This window comes from Elusimicrobiota bacterium, assembly GCA_041660185.1.
Classification (GTDB): Bacteria; Elusimicrobiota; Elusimicrobia; order 2-01-FULL-59-12; family 2-01-FULL-59-12; genus JBAZWU01.
In genome coordinates this window covers 1-19,976 of sequence record JBAZWU010000011.1, presented here as the reverse complement: position 1 = coordinate 19,976, position 19,976 = coordinate 1, and the positions used below count along the sequence as shown (strand labels likewise).

General features: G+C 57.0%; 19 protein-coding genes and 1 tRNA gene. All 20 read left to right on the top strand.

The features are described 5' to 3' along the window. Positions 1-20 precede the first annotated feature (20 nt). Positions 21-1,262: a cell division protein FtsA gene (ftsA, locus tag WC859_08845; protein ID MFA5976252.1), complete on the top strand. Its 1,242-nt coding sequence runs from the start codon at positions 21-23 to the stop codon at positions 1,260-1,262. Continuing rightward, entirely contained in the window at positions 1,262-2,431 is a 1,170-nt protein-coding gene (ftsZ, locus tag WC859_08840; GenBank protein ID MFA5976251.1) for a cell division protein FtsZ, read from the top strand. The genes ftsA and ftsZ overlap by 1 nt, the downstream gene beginning before the upstream one ends. A gap of 12 nt (positions 2,432-2,443) precedes the next feature. Further along, entirely contained in the window at positions 2,444-3,544 is a 1,101-nt protein-coding gene (locus tag WC859_08835; GenBank protein MFA5976250.1) for a type IV pilus twitching motility protein PilT, read from the top strand. Further along, positions 3,541-4,209, top strand: coding sequence for a polyphenol oxidase family protein (locus WC859_08830; protein ID MFA5976249.1), 669 nt, complete (start codon positions 3,541-3,543; stop codon positions 4,207-4,209). Before WC859_08835 ends, WC859_08830 begins: the two co-directional genes overlap by 4 nt. A 115-nt stretch (positions 4,210-4,324) precedes the next feature. Beyond that, positions 4,325-5,383 carry a prephenate dehydratase gene (gene pheA / locus WC859_08825; GenBank protein ID MFA5976248.1) on the top strand — a complete coding sequence of 353 codons (1,059 nt, stop codon included), beginning with the start codon at positions 4,325-4,327 and terminating at the stop codon, positions 5,381-5,383. 6 nt (positions 5,384-5,389) lie between these two features. After that, the gene (hisC, locus tag WC859_08820; GenBank protein ID MFA5976247.1) at positions 5,390-6,538 is read left to right on the top strand and encodes a histidinol-phosphate transaminase; all 1,149 of its coding nucleotides are present in this window, start codon (positions 5,390-5,392) and stop codon (positions 6,536-6,538) included. Further along, on the top strand, positions 6,535-7,551 hold the full coding sequence (aroF, locus tag WC859_08815; GenBank protein MFA5976246.1) for a 3-deoxy-7-phosphoheptulonate synthase: 1,017 nt from the start codon (positions 6,535-6,537) through the stop codon (positions 7,549-7,551). The genes hisC and aroF overlap by 4 nt, the downstream gene beginning before the upstream one ends. A gap of 160 nt (positions 7,552-7,711) precedes the next feature. After that, complete coding sequence (locus WC859_08810; GenBank protein ID MFA5976245.1) at positions 7,712-8,446, top strand: DUF4912 domain-containing protein; 735 nt, start codon at positions 7,712-7,714, stop codon at positions 8,444-8,446. Continuing rightward, positions 8,401-10,062, top strand: a complete 1,662-nt coding sequence (locus WC859_08805; protein MFA5976244.1) for a 1,4-alpha-glucan branching protein domain-containing protein — start codon at positions 8,401-8,403, stop codon at positions 10,060-10,062. Before WC859_08810 ends, WC859_08805 begins: the two co-directional genes overlap by 46 nt. Positions 10,063-10,116: 54 nt before the next feature. Beyond that, positions 10,117-10,569: a hypothetical protein gene (locus WC859_08800; GenBank protein MFA5976243.1), complete on the top strand. Its 453-nt coding sequence runs from the start codon at positions 10,117-10,119 to the stop codon at positions 10,567-10,569. A gap of 28 nt (positions 10,570-10,597) precedes the next feature. Beyond that, positions 10,598-13,309: an alanine--tRNA ligase gene (gene alaS, locus WC859_08795; protein MFA5976242.1), complete on the top strand. Its 2,712-nt coding sequence runs from the start codon at positions 10,598-10,600 to the stop codon at positions 13,307-13,309. A 4-nt stretch (positions 13,310-13,313) separates the two neighbouring features. Continuing rightward, positions 13,314-13,388: transfer RNA gene (locus WC859_08790), tRNA-Arg, on the top strand. 73 nt (positions 13,389-13,461) lie between these two features. Next, positions 13,462-14,388: a signal peptide peptidase SppA gene (sppA, locus tag WC859_08785; GenBank protein ID MFA5976241.1), complete on the top strand. Its 927-nt coding sequence runs from the start codon at positions 13,462-13,464 to the stop codon at positions 14,386-14,388. 198 nt (positions 14,389-14,586) lie between these two features. Continuing rightward, positions 14,587-15,141: a hypothetical protein gene (locus tag WC859_08780; protein ID MFA5976240.1), complete on the top strand. Its 555-nt coding sequence runs from the start codon at positions 14,587-14,589 to the stop codon at positions 15,139-15,141. Further along, a complete protein-coding gene (gene amrB, locus WC859_08775) occupies positions 15,138-15,947 on the top strand; it encodes an AmmeMemoRadiSam system protein B (protein ID MFA5976239.1) in 810 nt (269 codons plus the stop codon). The genes WC859_08780 and amrB overlap by 4 nt, the downstream gene beginning before the upstream one ends. Before the next feature lie 11 nt (positions 15,948-15,958). Further along, positions 15,959-16,303, top strand: a complete 345-nt coding sequence (locus tag WC859_08770) for a hypothetical protein (GenBank protein MFA5976238.1) — start codon at positions 15,959-15,961, stop codon at positions 16,301-16,303. 19 nt (positions 16,304-16,322) lie between these two features. Continuing rightward, entirely contained in the window at positions 16,323-16,556 is a 234-nt protein-coding gene (locus WC859_08765) for an Lrp/AsnC ligand binding domain-containing protein (GenBank protein ID MFA5976237.1), read from the top strand. Between the two features lie 8 nt (positions 16,557-16,564). Continuing rightward, the gene (locus tag WC859_08760; GenBank protein ID MFA5976236.1) at positions 16,565-17,809 is read left to right on the top strand and encodes a pitrilysin family protein; all 1,245 of its coding nucleotides are present in this window, start codon (positions 16,565-16,567) and stop codon (positions 17,807-17,809) included. Between the two features lies 1 nt (position 17,810). Then, a complete protein-coding gene (locus tag WC859_08755; GenBank protein MFA5976235.1) occupies positions 17,811-19,103 on the top strand; it encodes a pitrilysin family protein in 1,293 nt (430 codons plus the stop codon). A 146-nt stretch (positions 19,104-19,249) separates the two neighbouring features. Beyond that, on the top strand, positions 19,250-19,976 hold a 727-nt coding region (locus WC859_08750; GenBank protein MFA5976234.1), incomplete at its 3' end, for an ABC transporter substrate-binding protein.

Genomic DNA, 19,976 nt, shown 5'->3' with positions numbered 1-19,976 from the left:
CTCGGTTCAGGGGAGAAACCATGGCGAAAACAGACATCGTAGCCGGACTGGATATCGGAAGTGCGCAAGTCGCTTGCGTAATCGGTCGCCGGGATGCACAAACCGGACAGATCGAGGTACTCAGCGGAGCTCGCAGCGCCTGTCCCGGCGGCCTCAAGGGAGGCGTTGTCATTAATATCGATGAGACCGCCCGCGCAGTCACCCGTATCTGTGAGGAAGCGGAAGATGTCGCCAAGGAAATGGTGAAAGACCTGACCATCGCTGTGCGGGGAAGCCATCTCCAGACCTTCAACAATCACGGCGCGCTCAATATCGCGCGCACCGACAAGGAAATTACCGCGGAGGATGTGGAAAAAGCGATCGAAAGCGCGCAAGCTGTTCACATGTCCCCGGACCGCGAAATCATCCACACGATTCCGCAGGGATTCACCCTTGACCGTCAACAGGGAGTTCCCAATCCCGTCGGGATGGAGGGATCGCTTCTCGAAGTGGATGTGCACATCGTGACCGCGTCGCGGTCTCACCTTAACAATATTTTCAAAGCGATCAATGCGGCCGGATTTTCCGTAACCGAACCGATCTACGGGCTTCTGGCGGCTGGGGAAGTCGTGGTCACGCAGGAGGAGCGCGATCTGGGGTCTCTGTTGGTTGATATCGGTGGGCAGACGACGGATCTGGCGGTTTACTTCGACGGGTCCGTGCATTTTACCGAGAAGCTGCCTCTCGGGGCGGACGCCATTACCCGTGATCTCGCTTACGGGCTCCGCACGTCGCTTTCTCAGGCTCAGCAGATCAAGGAAAACTACGGCGTGGCCATGTCGAACCTTCTGGAACAGAATGAAAACGAAGTGAATTTCACGGCCATGGATGGGCGCACCTTCCGTAAAGTCAACCGGCGTTTTCTGGTGGATATTATCGAACCGCGCGTGGAAGAGATTTTTACGCTGATTTCCGAGAAGCTTCAGGACTCCGGTTATGCGGACCGCGTGGTTCCCGGGGGAGTGATTCTCACGGGAGGGGGATCCCTGTTGAAAGGGATCGAACAGGCGTCCGATCGGATCCTTCAGCTGTCATCGCGGATCGGTCTTCCACAGGGGGTGGTCGGCAAAAGCGATATTGTCGGCAATCCCAGCTTTGCGACCGCAATCGGTCTTCTCAGTTTCCCGTTCCGGGCGGAGAGCGCGGCGATCATCAGCCGCCGGCGTTCGAGAAGCGGGAACTGGACCGCACGCCTGCGGGAATGGGTTGAGGAGACATTCTGATGCGAATCAAACTGGCGGAGGATGTTCGCGAACAACCGGCCGTCATCCGCGTCATCGGTGTGGGGGGGGGCGGCGGCAATGCCGTCAACCGCATGATCGAAGCGGAACTGCGCCATGTGGAGTTTGTCGCCGCCAATACCGACGCGCAGACGTTGCGCCGCAGCAAAGCGCCTCTGATGATCCAGCTGGGCGAGAAGCTTACGCGCGGCCTTGGAGCGGGTGGAAATCCAAGCATCGGACGTCAGGCAGCTGAAGAGTCCACCGACAAGATCCGGGAAGTTCTGATGGGATCGGACATGGTGTTCGTGACGGCCGGCATGGGCGGTGGAACCGGGACGGGTGCCGCACCGCTGGTGGCGCGCATCGCCAAGGAAGAGTGCAAAGCCCTGACCGTCGGCGTGGTGACGCGGCCGTTTCAGTTCGAAGGACGCGTGAAGCTGGTCCAGGGGGACAGCGGCCTCAAAGAATTGAAGGCCTACTGTGATACCTTGATCGTCATCCCGAATGACCGGTTGTTTTCTATCGTCGAGCCCACGACCCGTTTTGAAGATGCCTTCCGCATCGCGGATGACGTGCTGCGTCAAGCCGTGCAGGCGATTTCCAATGTCATTACACACCCAGGTGAAATCAATATGGACTTCGCCAATGTGCGGACCGTCATGACGGATGCGGGCGAAGCCCTTATGGGGATCGGCGAAGCGCGCGGACCTGACCGGGCGCTTCGGGCCGCCCAGGCGGCGATCCGAAATCCGCTCCTGGAAGATGTCTCCATCGACGGCGCCAAAGGGGTCATCACGAACATCGTCGGCAGCCACGATATCACCTTGCACGAAGTGGGCGAGGCGATGAATTACATTTACAGCACTTGTCCCGAAGCCCATGTGTTCTACGGCCATGCTTTTGACGAGCATCTGGAAGACCGCATTCAAATTACGGTCATCGCCACCGGATTCCCGGCGGTCCGAACCGGATCGGGAAGCAAAAAAGGCGTTGTCCGGTCGAGAACAGGAGTGGAGCGGCGTGAGCCCGCTCGGGTTGGTGCCGGCGCGCCGCTGGGAGAAATGGTTCCGGACGCCCCGGATGTTCAAGCCGCTAAACGGAGGAATCTGGAAGATGAACTTCAGCGGCCGGCATTTCTTCGCCTGAAGCCCAGTCGTTTACGCTCCTGATGAATCATTAAAATGGAACTCAAAGCCCTCCTGCAGACGATGTTGAAGAAAAAAGCGTCCGATCTGCACCTGCGCTCCAATAAGCCGGCGGTTTTCCGGGTGGACGGGGTCCTGGTCGCCAAGACAGCCGAGGCTATTTCCGGCGACCAGATCGAACAGTGGGTCAAAAGTATTTTAAACGAACACCAGTTGAAAACCTTTGAAGAAAGCATGGAGTGCGATCTGGCGCTTTCCGTTGAGGAGATGGGCCGGTTCCGTGTCAATGTGTATCGCCAGCGCGGGGTGGTTAATTTGGCGATCCGCCTGGTGCCAAAAATTGTTCCGTCCTTTTCGCAATTGAAGCTTCCAGCGGTGATCCAGAAGATTTCGGATGAGCCGCGCGGTCTCGTATTGGTCACCGGGACGACCGGGAGCGGGAAATCCACGACCCTGGCGGCCATGCTGGATTACATTAACATGACCCGCAGCCGGCATATTGTGACGATTGAAGACCCCATTGAATACGTCCATGAAGACAAGAAATCTATTGTTTCCCAGCGGGAGTTGTCGCAGGATACGCTCAGTTTTGCGGAAGCGCTCAAGCATGTGCTTCGTCAGGACCCCGATATTGTTCTCCTGGGAGAAATGCGGGATCTGGAAACCATGTCGGCGGCCTTAACGGCGGCGCAGACCGGGCATCTGGTGCTCTCCACCATCCATACGATCGATACGATGCAGACAGTCAACCGCGTGATTGACATCTTCCCGCCTCACCAGCAGAACCAGATCCGTTATCAGTTGGGCGATACGTTGCGTGCGGTGGTGTCCCAGCGCCTTCTGCCGCATGCCTCGGGGGTTGGCCGCGTGCCGGCGGTTGAGGTCATGATCGTGACGCCGATTATCCGAAAATACATTTTGGAAAATACGCTCAGTGAAATCGGTCCCATGATGAAACAGGGCGGCTATTACGGGATGCAAACCTTCCATCAATCACTCGTGAGCCTGATCCAGTCCCAGGAAATTACTCTGGAGACCGCCCTGGAGGCTTCGTCCAATCCGGAAGAAGTCATGATGGCCATCCGTGGCGTGCAAACGGGAACCGACAACAACTCTTCTTTCTACGTCCAACCTTGATTCGAATCCAATCGTTTACGACCCGGCGCCGGCAAGGTAATGCCCGTGAGCCCGGTGCGCTCGAGCGCCTTCTGAGAACCCGGAAATGGCCGACCGCGGTGGCAACGGCGGAGCAAGTCCATGGAACCCGTTTGGCGATCGTCCCGGCGCTGCGCCACTCCAGAAAGTTCGCTGGAGTGGATGGCCTTCTGACCGATCAGTCGGATCAGCCGCTCGCCATTTTTACCGCTGACTGCGTTCCGGTTTTTTTAACGGATGAGGGGCATCGGGTGGTTGGTCTTTTGCACGCGGGGTGGCGCGGCATACGAGCCGGGATACTGGCTCAGGCTGTTCGAAAGATCCGCCGGCGGTGGGGAATTCTTCCGCGCAAGCTGCGGATTTGGACGGGGCCGTCCAGCGGGCCCTGCTGTTTTGGCGTCCAATGGGATGTGGCCCGTCATTTCCCGCGGTCTCGAAAGCGCGCAAGAGACAGCTGGCGGGTTGATTTGGCCGGAGAATTGCGTTTTCAGGCCCGCCGGCTGGGGGTTCGATTTTTTGACACCCCAGGACCCGCAAGCTGTACAATGCATGACAGGCGTTTTTATTCCTACCGGCGCGATCAGACAGCAAAACGGATGGCGTCGGTTATCATGAGAACTGTAGGGGCGGACGGCTGTCCGCCCTGACATTAAAAGGATCGGGCGCACACCGCAAACTACCGCGGTGCCTGCGCGCTAAAAGAAATTGAGGAAGCGCGGGCAGCGGTGCGCCCTTACACATCCAATGACAACGTTAAATAAATTGCGTTCTCATATCGATCAACTGGACAAGTCCCTTCTGGAGCTTCTCAATAAACGGGGGCAACTCGTTCAGAACATCGGAGCGCTCAAACAAAAGAACGGCCAGGTTGTTTTTTCGCCCGGTCGCGAGCGTGATGTATTAACCAAACTCCGGGCCAAGAACCGGGGCCCCTTGTCACCGGAAGCGGTGGAAAGCGTCTTTCGCGAAGTCGTGCATGCCTGCCGGAGTCTGCAGAAGCAGCTGAAAGTGGCTTATTTTGGCCCGGAAGCGACATTCACACATCAGGCCGCCCTGCGCAGCTTCGGGCATGGGGCGCAGCTCTATCCGGTCCGCACGATCCCTGATGTTTTTGCTGAAGTGGAGAAGGGGCGGGCCGATTATGGCGTTGTGCCCGTTGAAAATTCAACCGAAGGCATCGTGAATCATACACTCGACATGTTTGTGGATTCCACGTTGTCCATTTGTGCGGAGCTTGAACTGCCGATCTGGCAATACCTGCTTGGGAAAGCGGCTCGTTACCAGGGAGGCCGCGGCGTCAAAGTGATTTTCTCTCATTATCAGCCATTGGCCCAGTGCCGGCAATGGATAGAATCCCATTTGCCCGGTGTGCGGGTGGTGGAGACGTCCTCGACCTCCGAAGCGGCGCGTCTGGCGTCCAAAACCGTTGGAGGGGTAGCGATCGCGTCCCGTTTAGCCGCTGAGCTGTATGGCCTCGATATCCTGGCGTCACGCATTGAAGACGTGAAGCACAATTTCACTCGGTTTCTGGTCATTGGAACCGCGGAGCCGCAGCCCACGGGCCGCGATAAGACCTCCATTCTGTTTTCCGTCAAGGACCGGGTCGGGACGCTTCACGACATGCTGGTCCCTTTCAAGAAGTACCGGCTCAATTTGACGAAGATCGAATCCCGTCCCACGCGCCAGCGCGCCTGGGAGTATATTTTCTTTGTCGATTTTGAAGGGCACCGCTCTGAAAAACGGGTCCAGAAAGCGATACAATTGCTCAATCGCTCCTGTCTGTTTCTTAAAGTATTAGGGTCCTATCCCCGCACCGAGTAAATCCATATGAGTCAACGACAAAAACCGTCATGGGCCAAGGGCCTTGTGCGTCCGGAAGTCACGCATTTTGAACCGTATCTCCCCGGGCGTTCGATGGAAAGCGTCCGAAGGGAACGAGGCTTGAAGCGAATCATCAAGCTGGCTTCGAACGAGAATGCGCTGGGGCCTTCCTCCCGTGCGCTTCAGGCGCTGGCCAACGTGCGGAAGAACATCTTTCGATACCCGGATGGCGCCAGCCAGTCGCTTCGGATGGCGTTGGCGCGTAAATACCACCTGCCGGTGGATCGGGTGATTGTCGGTGCCGGGAGTGATGAGCTCATTGAGTTGTTGGGAAAAACCTTTTTAAATTCGAAGGATTCGATCGTTGTCTCTGAGCACGCTTTTATTCGTTACCGCATGGCTGGCGAACTCATGGGTGCCAAAATCATTTCGGTGCCTATGCGGGGCTATACGCATAACTTGGAGGCCATGGGGGATGCGATTGAGCCGTCAACCAAACTGGTTTTCATCGCCAATCCGAACAATCCCACAGGGACGTATAACACCGCTTCGGAGCTGGAGTCCCTTCTCTCCCTGGTGGCCAAGAAGAATCTCCAGCGTCGTTGCCCCGTGCTGGTGGTTGTCGATGAGGCTTATTACGAGTTTGCGCGTGCCTTTCAGAAGGATTACCCCGATACGCAGGCTTTACAGAAGAGCTACCCGAACCTGGTTGTCTTGCGTACCTTTTCAAAGGTGTATGCCCTGGCCGGGCTGCGGGTGGGTTATGGGTTTGCCGATCCGGAGATTATAGAGGCCATGGACCGCGTCCGCCCCCCGTTTAACATTAACGTGGCGGCCCAGGCAGCGGCTGAAGCCAGTCTGGCGGATGAGGCCCATGTCCGGCGCAGCGTGCAACTGATTTTCCAAGAAAGCCGGAAAATGTTGCCGGCGCTGGCGCGTCTCGACATCCCGGTGGTCCCGTCCGTTGGGAATTTTATCCTGATCGATGTGGCTCCCAGGCGGGGGGAGGAGATGTTCGAAATGCTTCTGAATCGTGGTATCATTGTGCGTTCCATGGATGAATATGGATTTCCACACTATATCCGATTGACGTATGGATTACCTTCGGAAAATCAAGCATTTTTAAAGGTGTTAAGGGAGGTCGTCGTCGCATGATTATTACGTTGAAACCGGTTGCTACGAAAGCGCAAATTGAAACGATCACGAAGAAGATTCGTGAGTTGGGCTTCACGCCGCACACGACCCATGGCAAGGAGCTGACGGTTATCGGAGTCATCGGTGAAAACGCCATCCTCACCCGGGACATTTTCGAGGCCATGGATGGGGTCGAAACGGTCTCTCCGATCTCCAAACCCTATAAGCTGGTCAGCCGGGAGTTTAAGAAAGATAATACGGTTGTCGATGTTGGAAATGGCGTTCGCATCGGGGGAAAGAACGTTGTTGTGATGGCAGGTCCCTGTTCGGTGGATACCAAAGAACGGTTGATGATCACCGCCGAAGCGGTTAAGGCCGCCGGGGCCCGAGTATTGCGCGGAGGGGCGTTTAAACCCCGGACATCCCCGTATGCTTTCCAGGGACACGGCGAAAAAGCATTGCGTTTTCTGGCTGAAGCGCGGAAGCAAACCGGTCTGCCGGTGGTCACGGAAGTCATGAACGTCAATGATGTCAAATTGGTTGAAGAATACGCGGATATCATCCAAATCGGCGCTCGGAATGTCCAAAATTTTGATTTGTTGAAGGCTGTCGGAAAAACAAAGAAGCCGGTGTTGCTCAAACGGGGCATGTCTTCAACCATTCAGGAATGGCTTTTAAGCGCGGAATACGTCATGAGTAACGGCAACTACCAGGTCATCCTATGTGAGCGTGGGATTCGGACTTTTGAAACCGCTACGCGGTTTACTCTTGATCTCAGTGCTGTTCCGGTTCTGCGCCACCTCAGCCATTTGCCGATCGTCGTGGATCCTTCCCATGGGGTAGGTATTCGTGAGTTTATCGGGCCGATGGCCAAAGCAGCGGTAGCGGCTGGGGCGGATGGATTGATTTTAGAGGTCCATCCAAAACCGGAAGAAGCGCTTTCTGATGGACCCCAATCTCTTCTGCCGGAGCAGTTTTCCCGCTTGATGACGGAGTTGCGCGCGGTCGCCCTGGCTGTCAGACGTACAATTTAACGGGGCGTTTGAGGCACATGCTTCGGAGACAAATTTTTCCTGTTTATCGTATTATTTTGTAACTTCTCATCTTGACATGAATCGGATGGATTTGTTTACATAGGGGGCGAATGGGTCTTTGGTCACCCCCCGCTAACGATCAAATTGCAAAGGAATTCCAGTGGATCAGCCTAATAGCAGCAGTAACTTTATTTCCGATGATAACGCGGAGCGCGAAAAATTTCTTGTCGATGCTGACGTATCCGTTGAGTGCGGTGCACCCCTTCCGGAGAATTACGGCGACGATCGGCTGATCATCCTGCCCCGCGATCCGAATTGGTTCTTTGCCTATTGGGAAATTACCCCTGAGCGTGCCAACCAGATTCGACGGGAGCACGGAAGTGATATCTGGGAGAACGCGACGTTGGTGATGCGCGTCTATGACCTTTCCAGCACATCCGACAGGACGGAAACCGCTTCCTATTTTGATGTCGAATTGAATAAACAGTCCCGTCAATGGTATGTCAAGGTGGAGAAGTCCGGGCGTTTCTACATTGTAGACCTTGGTTTACGCTGGCCTGACGGCCGGTTTATCTCCATCCTGCGATCCAACTGCATCCAGCTTCCCATGGGGCGTGTTTCGGATATAACGGATGCGGAGTGGATGTCCGTCACCGGGATGATCATGACGCAGGAAGAGTGGGATCGTTTGTTAACGGTTTCCGTTGTTGGCCCCGGGAGTTCCGGGCATGGTTCTGCGGAGTTTGCGAAGAGTATGGCCCAGCGTTGGGAGTTTCTGAAATCCGTTTTTTCGGCTTCTTGGTTCTCTTCTCCCCCGGGCGGCTGGCCTTCCTCACCGAGCTCCAGCTCATGGATGACTCCGATCGCATCGGGGAAGGAAGAGAAGAAATCATGAGCGAAAAAGGCTATCTCGCGCTTGTTCTTCATGCGCATCTCCCCTTTGTCCGGCATCCGGAATATGACGATTTTTTGGAAGAGGATTGGTACTTTGAAGGCGTAACCGAGACTTATCTGCCGTTGCTTGATGTGATGGCTCGCCTGTTGGCGGAAAAAGTTCGTTTTCGGCTGACCCTGTCGTTAACCCCGCCGTTGTGTGCCATGATGTCCGATCCGCTTCTTCAGTCGCGTTACCGGCGCTATCTCTATAAGCTTATTGAGCTTTCCGAGAGGGAAGTCCATCGGACCAAAGATCAGCCGGCTTTTCACCCAGCCGCACAGATGTATAACCGGAAACTGAATCGTTGCCGCCAGCTGTACGACGACTGGTATCGCGGCGATTTACTCCGAGCCTTCCGGCAGATGCAGGACGAAGGCGTTTTGGAAATAATCACGTGCAACGCAACCCATGGGTATTTGCCTCTAATGATCCATCGCCAGGCGGCCCGCGCTCAAGTTCGAGTAGCGGTGGATGAGTATCAGCGCCACTTCGGACGCCGTCCGAGAGGGATGTGGCTGGCGGAATGCGCGTATAATCCGGGAGATGACGTTCTTCTGCAGGAGCAGGGGATCCGCTTCTTCTTTATGGAAGCGCACGGGCTGCTTCATGGCCGCCCCCGCCCGCGCTTCGGTGTTTATGCGCCGGTTTATTGTCCCTCCGGAGTCGCAGTCTTTGGCCGAGATATGGAGTCTGCGCATCAGGTCTGGTCCGGCGATACCGGTTATCCCGGAGATCCGCGCTACCGTGAGTTTTATCGGGATGTGGGGTATGATTTGGATTACGAGTACGTCAAGCCTTACCTCCATGCCGATGGTGTTCGCCGGAATATCGGCCTCAAGTATTACAAGATTACCGGGCGGGTTCCCTTGAATGCGAAGCAGCCTTACAGCCCGGAAGAGGCGCGCGAAGTGGCCGCCATGCATGCCGGCAACTTCATGTTCAACCGGCAGAAACAGGTGGAGCATCTGGAGGGTGTGATCAAGCGCAAACCGATCATCGTCTCCATGTACGATGCCGAACTCTTTGGCCATTGGTGGTACGAAGGCCCCGACTTTTTGGAATATCTTTTCAGAAAAATTCATTACGACCAAAAAGATATCCGCATGATCACGCCCAGTGAATACCTGGCGGAAAATCCGAATAATCAGGTGCTTCAACCGGAGATGTCTTCCTGGGGAGACAAGGGATACCATGAAGTCTGGTTGAATGGAGCCAATGATTGGATTTACCGCCACCTCCATAAAGCGGCGGAAATCATGGTGGATCTGGCGGAGCGTTATCCCAGCGCGACCGGACTTGTCGAACGTGCGCTCAATCAGGCCGCCCGTGAGCTTTATCTGGCGCAGTCCTCAGACTGGGCTTTTCTCATGAGTGTGGGGACGGCGGCGACCTATGCGGAGAAGCGGACGCGGGATCACTTGCATCGATTTCTGACGTTGAATGAGCAGATTCGCAACGGGAATATAGACGGATCGTTCCTGACGGAGACCGAACGGAGAGACACGATCTTTCCGCATCTGGATTACCGTGTTTTCCGTGCCACTCAGCGCGATTACGCCTTGACCCCGGCTTGAGAGCTGCTTCAAGGTAATTAGTCACTAGGCTTAAGAACTAACGGAGGAGGTTTTATGGCAAGCAATGGTTCCAGCAATGCATTCGCAGGGTCGACAGCTTTTTCTGAGGTGTCATCCAAGCGCAAAGCCACCGCTCGCAAGAGTGTGGTGTCTACTGGGCGTGCCTCTGTCAGCAAGGCCGCATCCGCACCTGTCGAGATCCTTTTTAAGGAATTGCCTAACCCTTTCCAGACGGCGGAGCCTCCTTATATCTGGATTGATCATCCTCAGCAAAAAGAAATGCTTTCGGGCCCCACCTATGTGATTCGTCTGGGCGTCGGCGGTGCGGAGACGGTTGAACTTTCTATCGATAAGGGCAACTGGCTTCCTTGCCGTTTAACGTCCGGCTATTGGTGGTTTGACTGGCATGCGATCACTCCCGGGAAACACACGCTGGTGGCCCGGATGCGGACACCGGAGGGCACGTGGTACAAAACGCCTCCGCGTTCCTGCGATTATCGGCCGTAATCCAGTTGTCCTGTTCCTAGAATAATGGATGAAAACCGCTGAGGTTCGCGCCGCTTTTTTGAAGTTTTTTGAAGAGCGGGGCCATCGGGTTGTCCCCTCCGACTCGCTCATCCCGTCGACTGACCCCACGTTGCTTTTTACCAGCGCGGGGATGGTTCAATTCAAGCCCAACTTCCAGAATCCTTCCGCCAGTCCATATAAACGCGCCACGTCCTGCCAGAAATGTCTGCGAACCTCCGACATCGAGCGGGTGGGGTATACCCTGCGTCACCTCACGTTTTTCGAGATGTTGGGGAACTTCTCGTTCGGAGACTATTTCAAGAAAGAATCCATCGTCTGGGGATGGGAATTCCTGACTCGTGTCCTAGGATTGCCCGGCGATCGCTTCGTGGTTTCCGTATTTAAGGACGATGATGAGGCCTATGCGATCTGGGAAAAGCTGGTTCCCAAAGACCGCATCTACCGTCTCGGGGAAGACACGAACTTCTGGACCATGGGGCCGACCGGCCCGTGCGGTCCCTGCTCGGAGATTCTCTGGGACCGTGGCGCAGAATGGAGCTGCGGGAAGCCGACTTGTGGCCCGGCGTGCGACTGCGACCGCTATCTGGAAGTGTGGAACCATGTGTTTACGCAGTTTGACCGTTCGGCCGAAGGAAAGCTGAATCCCCTGCCTCAGAAAAATATTGATACCGGGATGGGGCTGGAACGGTTAAGCCTGCTGCTTCAGGGGGCGGATAACCCTTTCGGAACCGATGGGTTCCAGGCCGTCATGAAGGATCTTTCGGGATTCACCCGGCAGCCGCTTCCGGCGCTTCGAAAAGGGTTTTACACCCCTTCGCCCGTTGAGGCCTCCTATCGCCGTGTCGCGGATCATGCCCGGGCCGTGACGTTCATGATTAACGACGGCATCCTTCCTTCCAATGAAGGGCGTGGCTACGTCCTGCGCCGTCTTCTGCGGCAGGCGGTCCGCGCGGGGAAAACCCTGGGGATTGCCGAACCCTTCGTCTACCGGCTCACGGGAACCGTGATTGATCTGATGCGCGAGGCCTATCCCGAGACGGTTCAGCGCCGGGAAACCATCGCTTCGGTTGTGAAAATGGAAGAAGAGAAGTTCCTGGAAACCCTCGACACCGGCACGCGGATGCTGGAAGAGAAAGTGCGGGAAGCAAAATCCAAAGCCCAGACCACCCTCCCGGGCGATGAACTTTTTCGGCTCTACGACACGTACGGTTTTCCTTTCGAGTTGACCAAGGAAATGGTGGAAGGATTGGGTCTGAAAGTCGATGAAGCCGGCTTTCAGAAAGCCCAGCATCAAGCCGTGGAACTGGCCCGCCAGGCCTGGAAAGGCTCCGGCGCCCAAAACGTTGAGCACTACCGTCACTGGAAAACAAAACTTCCCACGGCTTCCATCTTCCGTGGTTACCAGGGCCTGGAATGGGAGGCGGAAGTTCAAAAACCGCTTTACCGATTGGACTCCGGCAAGCCAACGGAAGCCGGTTCTCTGGCTCGCGGCCAGGAGGGGGAAGTGGTTTTATCGGAAACACCTTTTTATCCGGAAGGTGGCGGTCAGGTGGGCGATACCGGTCGGTTCGAGTGGCCGGGAGGCAACGCCGATGTGCTGGACACGCAAACGCCTGTCGAGGGGATGATTGTCCACCGTATCCGCGTAAGTGAAGGGACCTTGTCCGCGGGCGCGAAAATTCGCGCTCAGGTGGACGCGGAACGGCGCGCGGCCATCATGCGCCATCACACCGCCACACACCTGCTGCACAAGGCGTTACGCGAAGTTCTGGGAACACACGTCACGCAGGCCGGCTCGCTGGTGGCGCCGGAGCGTCTGCGGTTCGATTTTCATCACCATGCGCTTTTGACCCGGGAAGAGCGTCAACGGGTCGAGGAGATCGTTAACCAGAAAATTCTGGGCGATCTCATGGTGCATACGTGCCCGATGACCAAGGAAGAGGCGCAGAAGATCGGGGCGATGGCGCTCTTTGGTGAGAAATACGGGGCCGACGTCCGCACCGTGATGGTTTCCAAAGCCAATGACTGTAAACGGGCCGGTGAAGCCTGGAGCCTGGAGCTCTGCGGCGGGACTCATGTGCACGCGACAGGCCAGATCGGGTTCTTTAAGATTTTTGGACAATCCGCTGTTTCTGCGGGTGTCCGCCGCCTGGAAGCCGCCGCCGGACTGGCGGCCCTTCGGATGGTACAGCAGATGGAGTTCCAGCTGGCTATGGCCGCCGAGAACCTCAAGACAACGCCGGAAGAGCTCGTCCCACGCATCGAGAAGCTTTTGTCGCAGGAACGCTCGCTGGAAAAGGAATTGCAGGCATCGAAATCCAACCAGCTCCGGTCGCAGTTTGATGAGATTTTGAAGAAAAGGCGTTCGGTCGGAAGCATCACCTTCGTGAGTTGCCGTGTGGACGGGATTGGCGACAAGCAGCTGGGCGAGGTGGCCGACCGTCTGAGGGAAAGCGGCGGCCTGGATATGGCGCTGGTGGTGTCCGTGACGGAAGACAAGGTCAGTTTTGTGATCTCCGTGAGCAAGGAAGCCTCGCAACGGGATCTCCACGCTGGCAAAGTGGCCAAGGAGTTCTCGTCGTTAATTCAGGGGTCCGGCGGAGGCCGTCCTGATTTTGCCCAGGGCGGCGGGAAAAATGGTTCCGCGCTCGATAACGCTCTCAGCCAGGTAGAAGGTATAATTAAACGCTTGGTTGTTAAAACGCCCCATAAAACCTGATTTCGCCCTCGTAGCTCAACGGATAGAGTACCGGCCTCCGAAGCCGAGGATGGGAGTTCGATTCTCCCCGAGGGCACCAGTTCGCCCGACACACGACCGTCGGGCGTCCGCCTGTTGTGTGGCGGACGATTCTGGCCGAGGGCATATTTTTTATGAACCGCGATCAGCTGCTCCGCGCCATTCTGGTTTGTTACGGGCTTGCCCTCCTGGTAGGTCTTTTCTCTATTCTCCATCCCAAAGACTGGCGACTGAAACGGGTTCCGAAAAAGCAGCCCGGCAGCCTGGCCATCATTCATATTTACGGGCCCATCCGAACCGACCTCTCGGCGTCGGCCTGGGCCAGCCCGGACGCTGACGATGTGGCCAAACGCCTCCACCGCCTGTCTGAAAATGAAGAGGTCAAGGCGATCCTCCTGCGCATCAATTCTCCCGGCGGCACCGTCGGGGCTGTGCAGGAAATCCACACGGAAATCCTCCGCTGCAAAGCCAAAGGCAAAAAAGTGGTGGCGTCTCTGGGGGATGTGGCGGCTTCGGGGGGATACTATCTCGCTTCGTCCGCTGACCGGATCGTGACGGATCCCGGCACCATTACCGGCAGCATCGGCGTGGTGATGCAGTTCGGCAACCTTCAAGGGCTTTTCCAGAAAGTCGGGGTTCAATGGGAGGTCATCAAGAGCGGGCCCTTTAAGGACATCGGTTCCCCATCCCGTCCGCTCACCCCGGAGGAACGGCGTCTCCTGCAAGCATCGATTGATGATGCCTATGACCAATTCGTTGTGGCGGTTTCCACCGGGCGCAAAATGCCTGTCGAGAAACTCCGGTCTCTGGCGGACGGCCGCATCTATACCGGGCGCCAGGCTTTGGCGGCCGGGTTGGTGGATGAGCTCGGCAATCAAGAAGACGCGGTTCAAGTGGCCATCCGCTTAGCGGGGTTGCCCGCCCAGCCGACCATTCTCTCCGACACCAAACGGTCTCTGTCGGATTTGATCAAACACCTGTCTTCTTCCGTCGGCCGGACCAATTTGGAAACGTTGGTCGAAGGATGGTCCGGCCCGTCGTTGGAATACCGGTGGCGTTAAGGACTTATTTCGCCAAGTCGTCATCCCCGAGTGTCCCTGTCGGGGATCCATCATGCCGGGCAACGACTTGTTTGGATTCCCCGCACCGTCCACCCGTTGGATCAATCAGTCGGTGCGGCCCCGTCGAGCAAAACGTCTACGGGAGGTCGGGGCCGCCAGCGACCGCGGGGAATGACGTTACATAGGGCAGATAATCATATGTTTGATTGGACCTTAGCTCCGCCAAAAGAAACCTTCGCCGGCCAACGTCAGAATCCGATCTCCTTGGAGTCGGCGGTTGTGATCAGTGCTTCCGGTCTTTTCAGCGCCGCTCTGGCCGAATCGATCCCGTCTTCCTCCTCGGGACAGGAATTGGCTCTAGTCTTTTTCTCCACCCTGCTGGTTTTCCTGTTTTTCGTTATGTTGTATCACCAGCTCAGTCGTTTGTTTTCCGACGATGCGCCCTCGGGAGGGGTCTGGTTCCGGGCCGGGGCGATCGTGGTTGTCCCCGCACATCTGCTTTTGCCAGCGGCGCTCTTGTGCCGGCCGTTCGGGTCGTATGGATTGGCGCTGTACGGACTGGCTAAACTGGTGGTTCTTTCGTGGATGATCCGGCGCGGCCAGTGGGCGGTGCAATCCCTCCTGGGCTGGCCGGCGTGGGCCTCGGTTTTGTTGATGGGGAGTCCTCTGGTGTTGGGTGTTGTGGGGGTCGTCGTTGCGGTGTGCCTGATGCTTTTTGCCGCTGGTGCGGTTGTGGTCGCTTCCCTCTCATGAATGATATCGCGGTTCGTTCGGCTCAATTTGCCGGTAGTTGGTACCCGAAAACCCTTGAAGAAGCGGAGTCGTACTGGGTTCCGTCCGATCAAAAAGTGAAAGCGATCGCCGTGGTTTGTCCGCACGCGGGCTGGATGTACTCCGGCCGCGTGGCGGGGGAAGTGTACGGGCAGATAGCGTCCGCCGATACGTTTATTGTTCTGGGACCGAACCACACCGGCGGCGGTCACAAAGCCACGAGTCTTTATGCCCATGGGTTCTGGCAGATGCCGGAAACCAGTGTTCCGATTGACGAGCCGGTGGCCGAAGATCTACTCCGGACCTCCGAGTTTCTCTCCATTGATCCCCGGGCACACGACCGGGAGCACAGTGTTGAAGTGCAGGTTCCCTTTCTTCTCCTGCTCAATCCAAAAGCGCGGCTCGTTCCCATTGTCATGCGGGACTATGACGCCGAGGTGTATCATGATCTGGGGCGATCCATGGCCGCGGTCTGCCGGAAGCACCCTGAGTTGCGTATTCTGTTGGTGGCTTCCACGGATATGACCCATTACGCACCCAAGTCCGAGGCCGTTCAAAAAGATCGGGAGGCCATCGAACGCATTACAGCTGTGGATGCGGACGGATTAAAAGAAATTGTCGATCGCATCGGCGTAACGATGTGCGGATTAGGGCCTGTCGCGGCGGTCCTTGTGGCGGCGCGGCTGCTGGGTGCGACCCAGGGCCGTCTGGTGCGCTATGCTACCAGCGGGGATGTGACCCGGGATGATACGTCGGTCGTCGGTTACGCCGGCATCATCGTGAATTAAAAGGATTTTTTATGACGGTTGTAATTCCGGTCTTGCTCAGCGTGTTGCTCGGCCCCGGTGCCGGGCAACTCTACAACCGGGAGTATCGAAAAGGCGCGTACCTCATCGGATTAAGCCTGATCGTTATGGTGGCGGCCATCGTCTGGTTTCGCCGGGCGATGCTTCCTTTTCTGCCGCCGGATTTGACCACCCTGGATCCCGCCGCGCTGAAGCAACTGATTGGAAATGCGGTGGCTCAAGTGATCCAGGGGCATCGCGGAACTTTTTTGACGTATGAGATCATCTTGATGTCGCTCTGGATCTACAGCGTCGCGGATGCGTTTTACGGCGGATGGCGCCGGCGCGTCATGCGGTGAAATTAAAAGGAGGCTGTCTATGGTTACAGGACTTGTTCTGATTCGTCTGGCGTCGGGCCGGGAGAAATTGACAATGACCAAACTGAAGGAAATCAAAGGTGTATCCCATTTATCCGCTGTTTTTGGCCGCTGGGATATTGTGGCGGACATAGAGGCGGCGGACTTGCCCATGATGACCAGCGTGGTGGTTGGAAAAATTCGCGCCATCCCCGGCGTGCACTCCACCGAAACCCTGGTGACAACGGCTATCTAGACTGAGGGATGCCTTTTTCATTCGCTCCTCTTCAGAATCTTCGCCGGGATCGTCTCTCCAACGGTCTGCGCGTTTTTCTAAAACCGGATCCGACGTGGCCCCTGGTGTCCATTCAGGCCTGGGTACGCGTCGGATCCGTTGACGAAAAGCCCGCCGAAGCCGGCATTTCCCACATTCTGGAGCATATGGTGTTCAAGGGAACCGCCCATCACCGGGCCGTGGAGATTTCACACTGGGTGGAATCCTTGGGCGGTGTCCTCAACGCCGAGACAACGAAGGAGTATACGCACTACTACATCGATGTCCCCAGCGCCGGAGCGCCCAAAGCGGTCCATCTGCTGGCGGAACTGCTGAACCGGGCGTCGCTCGATCCGGCGGATTGGGAACGCGAATGCCCGGTCATCCTGGAGGAAATCAAACGGCGGAACGATGACCCGGACGCGGTCTTGTGGGACCAGCTCAACGAAGCCCTTTTCGAAAACCCCGCGTGGCGTCGGTCGGTCATCGGGACCCCTTCCACCGTCGCCTCGGTGTCTTCGGAGACGCTCAGGGGATTCTACGGCAAGTATTACACCGCTTCCCAATGCCTTCTCGTGGTGACAGGCGCTTTCCCGCTACAAACGATGCGCCGGTGGATTCGGCAGGAATTCGGCCGCATGCCCGCGGGCGACCCGCCGCGTCCACGCGTATTCGAGCTGGACAGCGGCGCGCGGCGCCATATCCGGCTGCAAAAACCAGTCCGGCAGTCCTATGCGGCTTTCGGATTTTCAACACCACCGGCCAATCACCCCGATCAGGAGGCGCTGGATCTGGTGGCGGCCATTTTGGGGGAAGGACGCGGCGCCCGGTTGGTGCATCAGCTGCAGGAGGAGAAAAAACTGGTTTGGTCCATCAGCGCGACCAATATGACGCATGATGGCCCCGGCATTTTTGCGATTTTCGCGGAATGCGATCCCGGCAAACGGGCCGCTTTTGAAGCCGAACTGAAAAAGCTGCTGCGCGTCCTGCGCCGTTCGCCGCCCACCGAATGGGAAATCACCCGCGCCAAAAACGTCATCCAGACCGCCTGGCTGCAGGGCCTTGAAAGCACTCACAACCAAGCGTCCACCATCGGTCTTTACGCGATCGAAAACCATCTGGACCGGTTGCAGCAGTATCTTCCCAAGGTGCTGTCCTTGACACGGCATTCACTGGAAGACGTCATTGAGCGCTATTTCAGTTCGCCGATGGGCAGCGCGGTCATCGAGGCCTGAGGTGAAAACCGTTACCGAACGATGGGTTCTTCCGAATGGCTTGACGGTGCTCTACCGCTTAAGCCCTTTGATGCCGTTGGTCTCGGGGACCCTCCTGCTGAAGACGGGAAGTTATTTTGAAGACAACTCCCAGGCGGGTTTGGCCAGCCTGACCATGGATTTACTTCTGGCTGGGACGCGGCGGCGCACGGCAAGGCAGATTGCGGACGCGGTGGAATTCAGGGGAGCCTCGCTCGGGGTTCACGCGTCGGAAGACTATAGCGAGATGGGATTTGTGGCGCCGTCCGGCCAGTGGAGCCGCGTCCTTGATGTGCTGGGCGATATGTTGAGATATCCCACCTTCCCCGCCGATGAAGTGGCCAAGGAGCGCGCGCAGACCCTCGCGTCGCTGAAAAGCCGGAACGATTCTATTTTTAACCTGGCGCATGACCGGTTCAGCCGGATGTTGTTCGGTTCCCATCCCTATAGCCGTCCCATGGAGGGCATTCCCCGGACCGTCCGGTCTTTCCAGCGAAAGCATTTTCAGACGTGGCGCGCGTCGCAGCTCCGGCCGGATCGCGCGATTTTTTCTCTCATCGGCCCTTTGCCGGCCCGGCAGGTGATTCGCGGTGTGACGCGTTTTCTGGGTCCCTGGAAAACATCGGATGCGCATTGGATCGAGCCGTCTCTCGTCTCCGTGCCGGGGCCTCGCGCGACGATCCGCGCCGAGCTCCGTTCGCGGTTTGAACAAGCGTATCTGATGACCGGAACCCTGGCGCCGGCGGCCGATGACGAGGGTTTTATAACCTTAAAAGTATTGAATACACTGCTCGGAGGAGGAATGAGCTCCCGCTTATTCTTGAGGCTGCGCGAAGAGCTGGGTCTCGCGTATGAAGTCGCTTCCTTCTTCCCGACGCGCCTGCATCCCAGCCAATGGGTCCTGTATATGGGGCTTCCGGAAGAAAAGTTGGTTTTAGCGGAAAAGAAAATGGAAGAACTTCTGCGCCAGTTGGCGGCCTCTGGCCCGACGCTTCAAGAGGTCGCGCAAGCCAAGCAGATGATCGCCGGAGCGTATTTAATGGAACATCAGACCCGCCGGCGCCAGGGGTGGTATGCGGCCTGGTGGGAATTTCTAGGCAAAGGGGCTGATTATGGATCCCAATTTTTGGAAGAGGTGGAGGCGGTAACGCCTGGAGACATCCACACCTTGGCCCGGAGGCTTCTCTCCCAGCCGCGCGTGACCGTGACGGTCGTGCCATCTAAGAACTCCCTCTCCCCCGTGCGGGAGAGGGTAGGGGTGAGGGGGGCAAGATGAAATCGTCAACACCACCTCCCCTCACCCGCGCCTGTCCCGCTGGTCCGGCTTGCCCTCTCCCTCCGCAGGGAGAGGGGAGTACATCTGCAGAGAATCTCTCGCTCCCTCCCCCTGTTGAGGGGGAGGGTTGGGGTGAGGGGAGGATAGTGGCTTGCGTACTTGTCTCAGCCCTTTTGTGCTTCCCCCACTTTTCTCATGCTGTCCCTGCGCCGGACCGCGGGGACGCGTATGTCGACAGCTCGATCGGGGACGCCTCCACACTGAATCCGGTTCTCATTTCCGACTCCGCGTCCGGTGATATCGCCGGGCTTGTTTTTAATGGGCTCGTGAAATATGACAAGGACATTAATCTGGTGGGGGATTTGGCCAAATCCTGTGACGTGAAGCGCGGGGGGCTTGAAATTGTTTTCCATTTGCGCGAGGGTGTCCGGTGGCATGACGGCCTTCCTTTTACAGCGGAGGACGTGCTCTTCACATATCAGAAACTGCGCGATCCCAAAGTGCATACGCCCTACAGCAGTGATTTTGAAGACATCGAATCCGTCACCGCGCCAGATCCGTTTACCGTACGGGTGCTGTATCGGAAACCGTTCGCGCCAGGGCTGGCCTCCTGGGGGATGGGAATCGTTCCCAAACATATCTTCGAAACGGGTGACTTTAACTCCCATCCGGCTAATCGCGCGCCGATCGGCACGGGCCCCTACCGCTTCAAGGAATGGAAGCCCGCCCAGTATATTCTTCTGGAAGTGAATCCCGATTATTTTGAGGGCCGGCCTTTCATCCAGCGCTATGTCTACCGCATTATCCCCGATCAGTCGGTGGAATTCCTGGAGATGCGCAACCAGTCCATCGATGCGCTGACATTGACGCCGG